General features: G+C 42.5%; 10 protein-coding genes and 1 pseudogene. 2 read left to right on the top strand and 9 right to left on the bottom strand.

What is annotated here, in order from left to right; genetic code table 11:
- Positions 1-140: 140 nt before the first annotated feature.
- The 3 genes from ACFPOH_RS12385 to ACFPOH_RS12375 are packed head-to-tail and all read right to left on the bottom strand — an operon-like array spanning position 141 to position 5,588.
- Positions 141-1,922, bottom strand: coding sequence for an acyl-CoA dehydrogenase family protein (locus ACFPOH_RS12385; RefSeq protein ID WP_342468777.1), 1,782 nt, complete (start codon positions 1,920-1,922; stop codon positions 141-143).
- Between the two features lie 39 nt (positions 1,923-1,961).
- Complete coding sequence (locus ACFPOH_RS12380; protein WP_342468776.1) at positions 1,962-3,137, bottom strand: acetyl-CoA C-acetyltransferase; 1,176 nt, start codon at positions 3,135-3,137, stop codon at positions 1,962-1,964.
- A 27-nt stretch (positions 3,138-3,164) separates the two neighbouring features.
- The gene (locus tag ACFPOH_RS12375; protein WP_446753163.1) at positions 3,165-5,588 is read right to left on the bottom strand and encodes a 3-hydroxyacyl-CoA dehydrogenase/enoyl-CoA hydratase family protein; all 2,424 of its coding nucleotides are present in this window, start codon (positions 5,586-5,588) and stop codon (positions 3,165-3,167) included.
- A gap of 256 nt (positions 5,589-5,844) precedes the next feature.
- On the opposite strand from ACFPOH_RS12375, the gene ACFPOH_RS12370 reads away from it, so the two are divergent.
- The gene (locus ACFPOH_RS12370; protein WP_342468775.1) at positions 5,845-6,198 is read left to right on the top strand and encodes a thioredoxin family protein; all 354 of its coding nucleotides are present in this window, start codon (positions 5,845-5,847) and stop codon (positions 6,196-6,198) included.
- 52 nt (positions 6,199-6,250) lie between these two features.
- Here ACFPOH_RS12370 and ACFPOH_RS12365 read toward each other — a convergent pair whose 3' ends face one another.
- From ACFPOH_RS12365 to ACFPOH_RS12350, 4 genes and pseudogenes are all read right to left on the bottom strand, one after another.
- Positions 6,251-6,658, bottom strand: coding sequence for a hypothetical protein (locus ACFPOH_RS12365; protein WP_390309909.1), 408 nt, complete (start codon positions 6,656-6,658; stop codon positions 6,251-6,253).
- A 71-nt stretch (positions 6,659-6,729) separates the two neighbouring features.
- Positions 6,730-7,752 carry an NAD(P)H-dependent flavin oxidoreductase gene (locus ACFPOH_RS12360; RefSeq protein WP_390309907.1) on the bottom strand — a complete coding sequence of 341 codons (1,023 nt, stop codon included), beginning with the start codon at positions 7,750-7,752 and terminating at the stop codon, positions 6,730-6,732.
- A 217-nt stretch (positions 7,753-7,969) separates the two neighbouring features.
- A pseudogene (locus ACFPOH_RS12355) lies at positions 7,970-8,464 on the bottom strand (MMPL family transporter); the annotation flags it as partial.
- 207 nt (positions 8,465-8,671) lie between these two features.
- The gene (locus ACFPOH_RS12350) at positions 8,672-10,141 is read right to left on the bottom strand and encodes a methyl-accepting chemotaxis protein (protein ID WP_390309905.1); all 1,470 of its coding nucleotides are present in this window, start codon (positions 10,139-10,141) and stop codon (positions 8,672-8,674) included.
- Positions 10,142-10,403: 262 nt separating this feature from the next.
- Between ACFPOH_RS12350 and ACFPOH_RS12345 the strand changes: the two genes are divergently transcribed.
- Positions 10,404-10,934 (top strand): C39 family peptidase, encoded by a 531-nt coding sequence (locus tag ACFPOH_RS12345; RefSeq protein WP_342468770.1) that lies wholly within the window; start codon positions 10,404-10,406, stop codon positions 10,932-10,934.
- Positions 10,935-10,960: 26 nt separating this feature from the next.
- Here the strand turns inward: ACFPOH_RS12345 and ACFPOH_RS12340 are convergent, their stop codons facing one another.
- Together ACFPOH_RS12340 and ACFPOH_RS12335 are read right to left on the bottom strand one after the other, a co-directional pair.
- On the bottom strand, positions 10,961-11,848 hold the full coding sequence (locus ACFPOH_RS12340) for a 5'-3' exonuclease (RefSeq protein WP_342468769.1): 888 nt from the start codon (positions 11,846-11,848) through the stop codon (positions 10,961-10,963).
- 117 nt (positions 11,849-11,965) lie between these two features.
- Complete coding sequence (locus ACFPOH_RS12335; RefSeq protein WP_342468768.1) at positions 11,966-13,954, bottom strand: ABC1 kinase family protein; 1,989 nt, start codon at positions 13,952-13,954, stop codon at positions 11,966-11,968.
- Between the last annotated feature and the right edge of the window lie 238 nt (positions 13,955-14,192).

Raw genomic sequence — 14,192 nt, 5'->3', positions numbered from 1 at the left:
GGCCCACAACATACTGAAATGGGCCGCAAATTCCCAAACCAATTTCAAAAATAAGGAAACAGAGCGAATGGAAAAACTCATTGTTTTCTCCATTCGCTCTGTTTTTATGGACTTTTTAGACAAGCCCATTTTTTGATCGATTAAACGATATATTTTTCCGCTGCGATGAGGCGATCAGCAGCTTCACGTTTTTTCAAGATCAAGTTGTAAGGGTTGTGGCGAGTCAACTTGCGTAAAGCGGAAAGCGTGATGCGCGCATTGTCACCTTCAACGGAAGCGATGATGATTTCTTTTGCTTCTTTTTCAATTTCCGCAAAGGCTTCTTGGCAGAAAATTTGTGTATACAATAATTTTTGTTTCGCTTTTTCAAGTCCGCTTTTCTCAATGGCTTTTGCTGTACGCAACACTGTGGATTCCATTGCATATACCAGGTTGGCGATATTGGCAATGTTCACAAGCACTTCCTGCTCTTGCTCAAGTTTTGTGCCGAAACGTTGTGCGGCTACACCGGCAGCGAGGATTCCGATTTTCTTCGCATTTTTCACAAGATATCTTTCTTGCGCCAATGGTTCATCGCCCACTTCTTCCGGCATGAGCATGAGCAGCTCTTCTTGCAAGTTTTGAGCCACTTGCAATAAAGGAAGTTCCCCTTTGAGTGCCTTCTTCATGAATGTGCCTGGCACAATCAAGCGGTTGATTTCATTCGTCCCTTCGAAAATACGGTTGATGCGGGAGTCGCGGTAAATGCGTTCCACTTCATATTCAGACATGAAACCATATCCGCCATGCAATTGAACCGCTTCATCCGCAATGTAATCCAATGTTTCAGAACCGAACACTTTCGCGATGGAGCATTCAATCGCATATTCCGCAACGGCTTTTGCCACCGCTTTGCCGTCTTTTGTTTCCTCTTCTGTAAGCTTGCTGAAACGATCTTCGAAATAGCCGACTGTACGGTAGTTGAGCGACTCGGAAGCATAAAGCTGGGATGCCATAGTCGCAAGTTTTTCTTTCGTCAAGTTGAAGCTTGAAATTGGGGTATTGAACTGCTTCCGTTGATTTGTATATTGGATGGCAAGCTCCAACGCTCTTTTGGAAGCTCCAACCGTACCAATCCCCAACTTATAGCGGCCGATATTCAAAATATTGAACGCTACGACATGGCCTCGGCCAATTTCAAATAATACATTTTCCACCGGAACCGGCACATCTTCCAAAATCAATGTGCGGGTGGATGAAGATTTGATCCCCATTTTCTTTTCTTCCGGACCAACAGATACTCCAGGGAATGAGCGTTCAACGATGAATGCAGTGAAATGTTCGCCGTCCACTTTCGCATATACAACGAATACATCAGCAAAGCCGGAGTTTGTAATCCATTGTTTTTCACCATTCAGAATATAGTGGGTTCCTGCTTCGTTCAATTTTGCAGTTGTTTTTGCCCCTAACGCATCGGAACCGGAACCTGGCTCAGTCAGCGCATAAGCGGCAATCCATTCGCCTGTCGCAAGTTTTGGCAAATATTTTTTCTTTTGCTCTTCATTTCCGAATAAAACGATTGGCAATGAACCGATTCCTACATGGGCACCGTGCGTCAAGCTGAAACCGCCGGCGCGGGACATTTTTTCACCGATCAGCGCGGAAGTGATTTTATCCAAGCCAAGGCCGCCATATTCTTCCGGGATGTCTGCGGAAAGGAGTCCCAGTTCCCCTGCTTTTTTCATTAATTCAACCGAATATTCAAATTCATGGTTCTCCAATTTATCAAATACCGGCAATACTTCATTTTCTACGTATTCTTCAGTCGTTTTGGCGATCATTAAATGTTCATCCGAAAAATCTTCCGGTGTGAACACTTTCTCTAAATCCACATCTTCAATTAAGAAGCTTCCGCCTTTTACAAAATCCGTTGTTTGAACCATGTCAATTCCTCCCTATCATTTATTAATCTATTGAACGGATCAATATAATACTTCAAATACGCCGGCAGCTCCCATACCGCCACCGATACACATTGTGACAACGCCATATTTCTTGCCTTGTCTTCTTAATTCATGAATCAATTTCAACGTCAAAACGGCTCCTGTGGCGCCAAGCGGATGTCCCAGTGCAATCGCGCCGCCGTTGACATTCACTTTATTCAGGTCTAAACCGAGGTGGCGAATCACCTGAATCGATTGGGAAGCAAATGCTTCATTGAGCTCCCATAAGTCGATATCTTCCAGTTTTAATCCCGCAAGTTTCAAAGCTTTCGGTACCGCTTCAATTGGTCCGATCCCCATTACTTCAGGTGGAACGCCCCCAACCGCAAAACTCAAGAATTTTGCCATTGGTTTTAATCCTTGTTTTTCGGCTTCTTCCCGGTCCATCACAAGAACTGCTGCAGCCCCGTCAGATGTTTGGGAAGCATTGCCGGCAGTCACAGTTCCATTTACACTGAAGGCTGGACGCAATTTCGCCAACACTTCTTTCGTCGTTCCTGGGCGCACCCCTTCATCCATCGAGAACGTGAAGCGTTTTTCTTTCAACGTGTTATTTTCGTCCACATAATGCTGTACCACATCGATCGGGACAATTTCATCGTTGAACTTACCTTCCTGAATCGCTTTATAAGCCAATTCGTGGGAACGGACTGCAAATTCATCCTGATCTTCACGGCTCACACCATAGCGTTTTGCCACTTCTTCCGCCGTATGTCCCATGCTCATGTAATATTGTGGCGCCTCTTCAGCGAGTTTCGGATTCGGCCGGATCACGTTCCCCATCATCGGCACCATGCTCATGGACTCCACACCGCCTGCTACAATCGCCTTGGCGTGGCCGAGCATGATCCGTTCAGCCGCATACGCAATGGATTGTAGTCCGGATGAACAGAAACGGTTGATGGTAATGGCCGGCGTTGTATCCGGAAGCCCCGCCAATGCCCCGATATTTCTTGCCACATTCATGCCTTGCTCCGCTTCAGGCATGGCACAACCTAAAATTAAATCATCTATTTCTCCTTCATATCCTGCACGTTTAATTGCTTCTTTTACAACGATTGCGCCAAAATCATCAGGTCGCATTTGGGCAAGCGATCCCTTTTTCGCTTTTCCGATTGGCGTTCTCGCACCTGACACGATTACTGCTTCGCGCATGTTAACTCCCCCTTTGTTCGTTCTATATTAGTTACGCAACGGTTTTCCAGTCACGAGCATATGCTGCATCCGTTGTTGTGATTTTTGATCGGCAACGAGCTCCAGGAATGCTTGACGTTCCAAGTTCAACAAGTATTCTTCAGGCACCTCTGTTCCGTATGGCACAAGGCCGCCAGCAATCACAAATGCAAGTTTCTTTGCAATTTTCAGATCGTGATCGGAAATGTAGCCGCCTGTGTGCAAGTTTTGTGCCGCAAGTAGCAACGTTGCATAACCAGGTGCACCTGCCACTTTGATTTTCTTTTTCACCGGCGGTTTGTAGCCGGATTCGTATAATTGAAGCGCCACTTGTTTTGCATCGTAAATCAAGTGATCCGGATTTACGGAAATGCCATCCTGTTTGTTTAAGAAATTGTTTTCACGGGCTTCTTCCGCGGAAGTGGATACTTTGGCCATCGCAATTGTTTCAAACACTTTATTGGCAACGGCTTGTAAATCAATTTCCACACCATTCGGAAGATTTTCCAGCGTTTTTTCATAAAGCGCCAAGTTTCCTCCGCCTCCAGGAATGAGTCCAACGCCGACTTCCACAAGTCCCATGTATGTTTCCATGGAAGCTTGGATGCGCGCTGCCGGCAAGCACACTTCCGCTCCTCCGCCGAGCGTCATGCCGAATGGAGCCGCCACAACCGGTTTTTTCGAATATTTAATGCGGCGCATCGTTTTTTGGAATGCTCGTACCACATAATCCAATTCAAAAATGTTGTCGTCTTGGGCTTCCATTAAAATCATGCCAAGGTTTGCCCCTACGCAGAAGTTCTTGCCTTGGTTTCCGATGACAAGCCCTTTGTAATTCGCTTCCACTTCATCAATCGCATAGTTGATCATTTGAATGATATCGAGTCCAATCGCATTGGATTTTGAATGGAACTCAAGAAGCAAAATGCCGTCACCGATATCGATCAAGCTGGCACCGGAATTGGATTTAAGGACACCGTGTTTTTTCTTGTAACGTTTTAAGTCGATCGCTTTTTCATTGACCGGAATCACTTCATATTCTTCGCCGTTGAAGAATGCCAATTGACCGTCTATTTCTTTATAGAAAGATTCATAGCCTTTTTCCAACAGCTTTTTCACGAAGGAAGGAATCGTACGGCCTTCTTCTTCCATCCGCTTCACGGATTTTTCCACGCCGATTGCATCCCACATTTCGAACGGTCCTTGGCTCCAACCGAATCCCCATTTCATCGCGTTATCGATTTCCACAATATTGTCCGCGATGATGCCGTTCAGTTCCGCAGAGTAAATCAATGTTGGCGCAAAGATGTTCCATAACAGTTCTCCTGCGCGGTCATTTGCATATACCAATGTTTTTAAGCGGTTATCCAAGCCTTTTGTTTGTTTCGCCAGTTCAATGGAAGGAGCTTGCAATTTCTTTTGCGGCACATATTCAAGGGTATTTGGATCAATTTCGTAAATCTCTTTGCCTTTCTTCACATAGAAGCCCTGACCTGATTTTGCACCGAGCGCCCCTCTTTCCACCAATTTATGAATGATTTCAGGGACTTCGAACACCTTTTGCTCTTCGCCGGTTGTTTGGTCATACACCGTTTTTGCCACGTGAATGAATGTATCCAATCCGACCACATCTAGCGTGCGGAATGTGGCGGATTTCGGTCTTCCAATCAGCGGACCTGTTACAGAGTCCACCTCACCCACTGAATAGCCGCGTTTCAACATTTCATGGAGCGTAATGTGCAACCCGTATGTTCCGATGCGGTTGGCAACAAAGTTAGGCGTATCTTTGCCGATTACGACACCTTTGCCAAGAACATCTTCCGCAAAGGTTTTCATGAAAGACAACACTTCCGGCGATGTATGTTCTGTCGGAATGATTTCTAGCAATTTCAAATAGCGTGGCGGGTTGAAGAAGTGTGTTCCTAAGAAATGGTTCTTAAATTCTTCCGAACGCCCTTCCACCATTTTATTTACGCTGATTCCGGAAGTATTGGAGCTGACGATGGTTCCGGGTTTTCTGACCTGCTCGATTTTTTCAAATAGATTTCTTTTCACTTCTAGATTTTCAACAACGACTTCAATAATCCAATCCACTTCTTTTAACTTGTCCAAATCATCTTCCAAGTTCCCGACAGTCAATAAAGCCAAATTTTTAGGAGATGTAAGCGGTGCCGGTTTTTGTTTCAATAATTTTTGCACTGCATTGTTCACAATGCGGTTTCTCACTGCCGGATGCTCAAGCGTTAATCCTTTTGATTCCTCTTCTTTTGTCAGTTCTTTTGGGACAATATCTAACATATATGTTGGTATGCCGATATTTACTAAATGTGCTGCAATGCCGGACCCCATGACGCCGGATCCAATAACTGCTACTTTTTCAATCTTGTACGTCACAACCAATTCCCCCTTTTTCTGTTTTGAATGAACAATCATTCATTTTGCGCTCCTATACCCCTTTGTTCCTTTTTAGTTTATTCAACAAGTTGAAAAAAGATGTCCATTTTACAACAAAATGAATGACTATTCATTTCAAGTTCAAAAAAATACATAAAGTAGCTATTCCTGTATTTAGTGTAGATGATTTTTCGAAATTTCGCAATCCTTTTATTTTAATTTTCGAAAAATTTGTTGATGTTTTAATAGTTTTGCATTTTTGTCCGGAACATATTTCTTTCCGACTTTCGCCAAAATGTGTAAACTACTAGGTGAGGAGGCGAAAATGGTGAAAGAAATTACGTCTGTAGAACAATTTAATGAAATTATTGGTAAAGATCAACCAGTCATCGTAAAATTTTATGCTACTTGGTGCCCTGATTGCACACGCATGAACATGTTCATCGATCCAATTATTGAGAAGTACAGCCAATATGAATGGTATGAAATCAACCGCGATCATTTCCCGGAACTGGCTGAGAAATATCAAGTATTGGGAATTCCAAGTTTACTGATTTATAAAAACGGGGAAAAACTTGCCCACCTTCACAGTGCAAACGCCAAAACTCCGGAAGATGTAACGCAATTTTTGGATGCGCAAACCGTTTAATCGCAATATTTAGGACATAACTTTAACCCTCAAAGTTATGTCCTTCATTTTTTCAATATGGTTTTTCCTCTTTCGTTCCATGAAAAATGCTTAGGATCAATGTGAAACCTGCCGCCATTTCAACTAAACCGGTAGAGTGGACTTTAACGAACCATGGACCAAAGGGCACAGTCCCCGATGTTATAGAAGAAATGGGGATTATTAGCGAGACAATAAGACAAGGAAGAAATGCGCCGATAAACAATGGAAAGTTGAATTGGATTTTCCATTGTTTAATCGAGATTAACGACAAATAGATCCCCCAAACAAAATGAATGAAAAAAATATACCATAAATATCCTTCGATCCGATAGTTGGTGCCCTCTTCGATTTCTTGTTTCAAGTCAATGCTGATGATGGCCAAAATCAAAAGACCAATGATCCAAAGAATTTTCCAACCATAACGCATCACTTTTTCCATTCGCAGCCCCCTGGATATAACAGATTTTCAACAATATATGTGAAATACACTTTCCCCTATGTTTGAAAAGTTCACGATTGACACCGCTCCAGCTCCCTGATGAGTTTTTCGAATACATCCTTCACCGTGCCTTGTTGAATCTCTTTAAAACGCGTGCTTGCCCAAAGTGACATGGCTTGAGGATTTCCATCTTTCAATGCTTTTGAGCGAATCGGCTGAGTCAATGCATTGACGGCGGGATAACAGCGGGGTGCAATGCTTTCATACTTCACCATAAATTCATTTTTCAATCCCCGCGCAAGTCTTCCGGAAAAAGTTCTTGTTAAAGCCGTTTCCTTAAACTCGCCCGACTTCAACGCCTGTTTATAAATCGGGTTGGCTCCGCTCTCTTCCGTACATAGGAAAGCTGTTCCAAGTTGCACGGCATCAGCCCCCGCACTTAATGCCAGATGAATGTCCTTCCCATTCATGATTCCGCCTGCCGCAATCATAGGGAGTGGAATTTCCCTTCGAATGATGGCAATTAGTTCCGTTAATGGCACATTGGAATCTTCGTCCACATTTTGGAAGGTTGCCCGGTGACCTCCAGCATCCGCTCCTTGTAGGCAAATGGCATCCGCTCCGTTCCCCATAGCCATTTTCGCTTCTTCCAAATTCGTCACCGTCACAATTGCTGCACTGCCATTTTCCTTGAGTTGTTCAATGATCTCCCTGGATGGACAACCGAATGTAAAGGAAACATAAGGCACTTTATATTTCTTTACCAACTCCAGTTTTTCCGTCCAATAGTCATCATTGGGTTCCGGAATGGCCAATGGGACTTGGAAATCTTCTTCGAGCCGCTCCTTATACGAATACAATGATTCATCAATCGGATCATTTTGTGGAACAAATAGGTTCACCCCAAATGGCAATCCGGATTCTTTGCACTTATAGATTTCTTCTTCGATCGCTTCCGGTGTTTTATAACCGGCAGCCAGAAATCCGAGGCCACCAATCTTTGAAACGGCGAGTGCCAAATCGACCGTTGCAATCCCGCCTGCCATGGGCGCCTGAATGATCGGATACTTCAAGTTGCTGAACAAGTAAACCATCCCCCTTTTTCACAACTCCATGGTTTAAAGTTAATTCTATTATAAATAGTTTTCCAATTTATTCAAATAACGAAATGGAAGATTGCTAGTCTATCATCCCCTTTTCACCAGGGCGATCTGTCAGGTGGTGGATTGAAATTATGAAAAAGGGAGGAAGCCATAAATGCCGATTCAATAAAAAAGCATCTGAAAACAAATTTTCAGATGCCCTAAATATTTACGCTTCCTTTTTATCCTTTTCAAAGAACAAAATGAGTGTCGGCAATAACATTCCCCGAACAAGGAACGTATCGATGATGATACCGACTGCCACGATGAATCCAAATACAAACAAGTCGATGACCGGCATTGTCGTCAACGCCGCGAACGTCGCTGCCAGGATGACACCGGCGGATGAAATCACACCGCCTGTATTGCGGACGGCGATTTCCAATGCGTTTTTCACCGATTCAAATTTCCGCTCTTCCAGGAAGCGGCTCACCATGATGATATTGTAGTCGATTCCCAATGCCACCAGGAAGATGAATGCATATACCGGAGCCCGTGTAGACACCGCATCATATCCGAATAACACATCCAAAAGGAATAATCCCAAACCTAATGCAGAGGCATAGGAAATCAGAATCGTAGCCATCATATAAATCGGCATTTTGAGAGAACGTGTCAGGAACAATAGCAAGACAAGAATCAACAAAGTTTCCAAACTGAAGATGACTTTGAATCAACGAACGCCTGCCAATCCTTTTCACCTGCATATTAAAAAGGGTGTCCGAAAATCCAACTTTGCTGACACCCTTTCTTAAAATCTCATTCTTTGTTTCCCCGACCGCCGATAAAAAGTTTTCCACTCGATATAACTTCAGCGGAATGCAAAGGGGCCGTCTCAAAATGACGATTCAGACGGCCCCTTCCATCCTTTTTAACTTTTTGTCATTTTCCTCAGTTTTTTGCTCAGTTCATGAATTTCGGCAATGGACTTATTAATTGAAGCCAGCAATTCATGTTCATTTTCCAAAGTTGAAATGATTTCTTCAGTGGCTGCCGCATTTTCCTCAGAGATGGCGGTTACAGTTTCAATTTGATTTTGAATGGTAAAGAAATTGTTTTTGGCATGTTCGATTTCTGCCCGTTCCTCTAACAATGAATCGTAAATATCTGTAAAAGTATCCTTGATTTCATCGAAGTAAACGGCAATCTCTTTCAATAATCTTCTTCCCTCTGTGATCGCCATTTCCCCTTGGGCGGATTTTTCCTGCGCTTCTTTGGATTTAGTGAACAATTCCACCGTCACCACTTGAATACTTTCTGTAATCCGTGCGCTTTGTTCGGCCAGCTTTCTCACTTCTTCCGCCACAACCGCAAATCCCTTCCCATGCTCCCCTGCCCGGGCGGACTCGATGGCTGCGTTGAGCGCCAACAGATTGGTTTGATCTGCTATTTCTTTAATGCTGCCAAGGAGCGTGTTCACTCTTTCCAAACTTTCCTGCAAATCGGAGACGGTTATGGTCGTATTGCTGATGGTTGTACCGACAGAATCCATGTAGTCTGTCACTTGATTGATTTTGTTCCAGCCTTCCCGCACTTTGTTGTTCATGTTTTCCGATTTCTTCATAATCTCTTCCGCCACAGTGACAATCTGATCCATTTTTTCAACCGACTGTCCCATCGAATCATTGATGACTGACACGCTGCCCGCCTCTTCCTGAATGCCGGTTCCAACTTGTTCAGCGGATTGCACAATATCCTTGCTCGATTTATAAATGCTTTTAATGTCGCTGTAAAACTTCGTAATATGTTCATCAAGCAAATCGGATGCCTGTTCCACTGATGAAAAGGTTTCCTTCAACTTGCTTACCAGTTCCTTCGCTTCAAATTCCTTTTGATAGGCATCTTCAATGAGCTGCCTGCCCCATCGAGTCAATAAATAAAGCAGCACAACAATGGCATTCATTACAAAAAAGATGACGACGAAATTATTGTTTGCGCCTATCAATTTTTCCGGATACAAAATATAGATTGAAAGATAGGCTATATCCAAAAATATACCTAATGCAATGATCAGTTCTTTTTTAAAATACATTGTGACCATTGCAATGGACAGAATAATGATATAATGTTTTCCTAAAGTAAATCCATCCATTAAAAAAAGTGTAATAATCACTATACTTGGAATTAATGAAATTAATAAACCTTTTATATATTTATTGATCGGCAAAAAATACAAAAGTATCGACACTAACAGAATCAGTGTTCCTGCCATGACATATAATTTGCTTCCTTCAAGCCCTTTTTCATTGACATGGGGTGCACAAATCAAAAAGACCAAAATGATCGTCAATGCCACATTGATTTTATGAACTCTGTGCGTATTGTAGTTCGCTTGGATCACATCGTCCCCTCCCATATGTTGTGGTCATAATTGGTGTTTTTTCGACAAAAACATTTCCGTGGAAATAATCTAGCTAATAAACAGGACATCGATTTTCAGTCATAATCCATCCTTTCTTATCCATCTAATATGAGAAGATTCAGAAAAATAAGTAGATTATACCATATTTAATCTTATTATCCTATTTATGTAAATAAGAAATTCATACTAATTCTCCTCCATTATTCTACAATTTTTGTAAACAGAAATCGGGTGTTGCTAGATGAAAAGAAGAATTCTGAATGTTCAAGGCCATTCACAGTATCATAAAGAAATCCTTCCATCCTACCGGAACTCTGCCTGTGGTCCGACAACAATTTATGTGATTTTAAAATATTTATTGGGAATAGACTATGCCAAAAATGTAAATGATCTTTATTCCTTGCTGGGGACAACGAAGATCGGGCTGTTTCGTTGGAGGCTCATCAAAAACTTGCAAAGATATTTGGGTCCTGAATGGATTGTACAAAAATGTTCTTTAAAAGAAGCTTTGCGGCAAATTGATGAAGGCAGACCGGCAGCGGCAAAGTTCGATAAATATTTCACCTTTCAATGGAATTCAAAGCCTTCTTTCAAGTATCATTGGGTTCCTCTGATTGGGTACGAAATCGATGACGGGGAATTAATTTTAATAGTCCATGACAATGGTGGCGTGAATCGGGATAGTCAGATCCGAAAGGTTCCTTATTCCAAAAACAGCAAAGTGCTCAGCTTTGTGAAAATTGAACCGAAAATAAAACAGGACACAAACTGATCCCTCCGTTTGTGTCCATGGATATTTTAAACAATCGGCATTAAGGAATGGGCATGTTTCGCAATGGATGTAAATCCTTTGCTTGCCAAATGCTCGAAGGTTTCCGCTTTGTAATTTGGGACAGTCAATTCATCCAAACTCGCTTTGATCGAAACATTTTTGTTGATCGATGCCAATTGATAAGACAGTTTCAACATTTCCATATTCTCGGCGATTTTGTTTCGTTGGCCTGGTTTTAATTCTTCCAAATTTTTTAAAACTCCATCAACGGAGCCGTATTTTTGGATAAGTTGGAGTGCCGTTTTCGGTCCGATTCCTTTGACACCCGGATAACCGTCGCTCGAATCCCCCATAAATGCTTTTACATCCACAAACTGATGGGGTTCTATCGCATACTCCGATTTAAATCGTTCCACTGTATAGACATCGTACTCTGAATAGCCTTTTTTGGTAAACGCTATTTCCGTGGCAGGGTTCAACAATTGCAACAAATCCCTGTCCCCGCTTATGATGGTGATCTTCGCTTCTTCTTTCCACTTCTCTACGATGGATCCGATGCAATCATCCGCTTCCATTCCAATTTCGCCGATATTCTTCCAGCCAATCCATTCGGAAACTTCCTTCGCCATATCAAACTGGGGAATCATCTCTTCCGGTGGAGCGCTTCGATTGGACTTATATTCACGAAACAACTCATTGCGAAAAGTTTGGGTCCCCATATCCCAGCAAATGGCAAGATGGCTCGGCTTTACAATCGATTGGGCGGTCAACACATGCCTTGCAAATCCCTGCACACCGTTGGAAGCTCTGCCGTCCGGCAAATATTGATAATGCCCCATCACGCTTGTGGCATAAAAAGAACGGAATAATAGGGCCATTCCGTCAATCACTAAAAGATGCGGTTGAAGTTTCATTTCTTTATCCCCACTTTCTACTCCAACCATTATAGCAAACTGCCGGCCATCTGTAATTGGAATCCGCAGCCAAAATAAAAGCACCTTTCCCGCGTACAACCGGGAAAAGTGCATTCATCAATCCCTCTTTTTCATATCCCGTATGGCTTGAATGGACAATCGGACAAGCAAAATGGAACATAAAAACAATCCGAGATAAGCCGCAGTATTTAAATAAATGGCATACACCGTTTCGATAAATTGGGAAATCGCAAGCAGCGCAGTGGAAATGATGCCGAACGTAATTCCAACCATCAATAATACGAATTTCGAAAACAGTTGAGTGACGAACTTGGCATTCGTTTTATCCGAGAAGATGTCATGGTGCAAGGTGACCTTTCCATCTTCAATTTTTCGGACCAACTGATCAAATCGCCTTGGGATTTTTCGCAAGTTCGGGATTAATAACGCAAGTTCTTCCTGCAGTTTTTCCATCGTTTCAACCGGCTCTTTGAACGGCTTTCTGATCGAAGCTTTCATGTAATCGTTCGTAAATTCTCTCGCTTCTTCGAAAATGTTGATATTGGAATCTATCATATTCAAGGTTCCATCCAATGTCACAATTACCCTTAGCGCAAGGCTGACTTGGGAATAAAATTGCAGTCCCGCTTCCCTGATTACTGTAAAAATGGAATAAATCGTCTCATCTGTCGGAACTTTATTGACAAAAGAAATTTTCAATAATATTTGGCCGATTGCCTGTTCCAATTCTTGCCGATCAATCTCATCTTTATTTTTGATCAACAGTGAAATCGCATCATATAAAATGGAAGGATCGCTCTGTTGAATTCCGATGAAAAACAGTTTCAAGCCCTCCAGCTGTTGACCCGACAATCGGCAAACCGCCCCGAAATCCATCAGAATGAGTTCCCCCGTTTCCGGGTTCACCGCAATATTTCCAGGATGCGGATCGGCATGGAAGATTCCGGAGACCAGCGCCTGTTCCAAATAGGAGCAAATGAGTTTTCTCGCCAACTCACTCCGGTCAATGTAATATTGATCTTCTATTTTATCCAGTTCAGCAATGCTTACGCCCTTCACATATTCCATCACAAGAATATTTTCATTGCTGTATTGTTCATAAACCCTTGGAATTTTTACATTCAGTTTGCTATTCTTCAATATATTGCGGATTTGAATCATATTGCGCGCTTCGATGGAAAAGTCCGTTTCTTCCTTCATTGAATTGGCAAAACCTTCTGCCAATGCTTTGAATCCCATGCTCTCCGCCCATTGGGATTTGGCGGTGATCCAATCGGCAAATTCCAACAGAATGCCCAAATCTTCCCGCATAATGGTCTTCACTTGCGGGCGCAAAAGCTTCACCACCACTTCCTCATGGGTGTCTCTCAGCACGGCACGATGGACTTGACCAATGGAAGCCGCCGCCAATGGCTTTTCTTCAAAAAAAGAAAAAATTTCATCCACATCCCGGGAATAATTTTCTTTTAAAATCGCTGTTACCTCATCATAGGTCATAGGTGAAACTTTTTGTTGCAGTTTTTTCAATTCTTCTGTAAAGACCGGGGAAAACAATTCTTTCCGGGTGGATAACACTTGTCCGAATTTGATGAAAATGCCGCCGCTCTCTTCAAGGGTTGCCCTTAAAGCAATCGCCAATTGCTTGTCCGTATCTCTGTTTCTTGCATATTTGACCGTTCTCGTGATTCCGTTGGTCACCGCCGCTTTTACCACTGTGCGCAAACGTTTTTGATATCGCCAATAATTGATCACTTTCCTGAAAATCGTCTTTTTCTCCGCATACCGTCCGGCACTTTCATCCAGTGCAATCGGATCAAAGAGTTCAAAAAACAAATAAATCAGCATGGAAATTAATAGCATGCTGCCAATCCATAACAAAGTCGCGACGCTGACAACGCCATCTTCATATTTTGGATTTTCCCTTATGTACGTATACCAAAATACAAAGGTAGTGAATGAGACACTGATGATGACAGACAACACTCTCCGAAACAGGTTCACATTGGAACCAATGAGCCTTCCGCTGATAAAAAAGATAATGATTGAAACAAACAGGATTTGCAATATCGCATTGATTGCACTCATTCACTTCACCACTTCCATTAAATCTCCATTAATCTTAGTATGGCTTCCATTCCGTAATGGTCATTCCTGGGCCTTCTTATATTAACAATAAATTAATTTTTATCGATATTCAAAAAAGAGGCTGGGACAAAACTAGCTTCAAAATAGGAAAAAGGAGAATTTGAGCCAACTCAAATTCTCCTTTTTCCATTTCTCTCCATTATTTTTGGTCAGTTGATCTTTGTTGGCCGTGTATTTC

The organism is Ureibacillus suwonensis (assembly GCF_042655065.1).
Classification (GTDB): domain Bacteria; phylum Bacillota; class Bacilli; order Bacillales_A; family Planococcaceae; genus Ureibacillus; species Ureibacillus suwonensis.
The sequence above is the reverse complement of the archived record's forward strand: the minus strand, read 5'-3'. Positions and strand labels throughout refer to the sequence as shown.

Bases quoted from the DNA above. Each gene is read 5' to 3' on its own strand.
- ACFPOH_RS12385 (WP_342468777.1), bottom strand. From the start codon at position 1,922: ATGGTTCAAACAACGGATTTTGTAAAAGGCGGAAGCTTCTTAATTGAA.
- ACFPOH_RS12335 (WP_342468768.1), bottom strand. From the start codon at position 13,954: ATGAGTGCAATCAATGCGATATTGCAAATCCTGTTTGTTTCAATCATT.
- ACFPOH_RS12340 (WP_342468769.1), bottom strand. From the start codon at position 11,848: ATGAAACTTCAACCGCATCTTTTAGTGATTGACGGAATGGCCCTATTA.
- ACFPOH_RS12375 (WP_446753163.1), bottom strand. From the start codon at position 5,588: ATGATTGTTCATTCAAAACAGAAAAAGGGGGAATTGGTTGTGACGTAC.
- ACFPOH_RS12345 (WP_342468770.1), top strand. From the start codon at position 10,404: ATGAAAAGAAGAATTCTGAATGTTCAAGGCCATTCACAGTATCATAAA.
- ACFPOH_RS12360 (WP_390309907.1), bottom strand. From the start codon at position 7,752: ATGGTTTACTTGTTCAGCAACTTGAAGTATCCGATCATTCAGGCGCCC.
- ACFPOH_RS12370 (WP_342468775.1), top strand. From the start codon at position 5,845: ATGTGTAAACTACTAGGTGAGGAGGCGAAAATGGTGAAAGAAATTACG.
- ACFPOH_RS12380 (WP_342468776.1), bottom strand. From the start codon at position 3,137: ATGCGCGAAGCAGTAATCGTGTCAGGTGCGAGAACGCCAATCGGAAAA.
- ACFPOH_RS12365 (WP_390309909.1), bottom strand. From the start codon at position 6,658: ATGGAAAAAGTGATGCGTTATGGTTGGAAAATTCTTTGGATCATTGGT.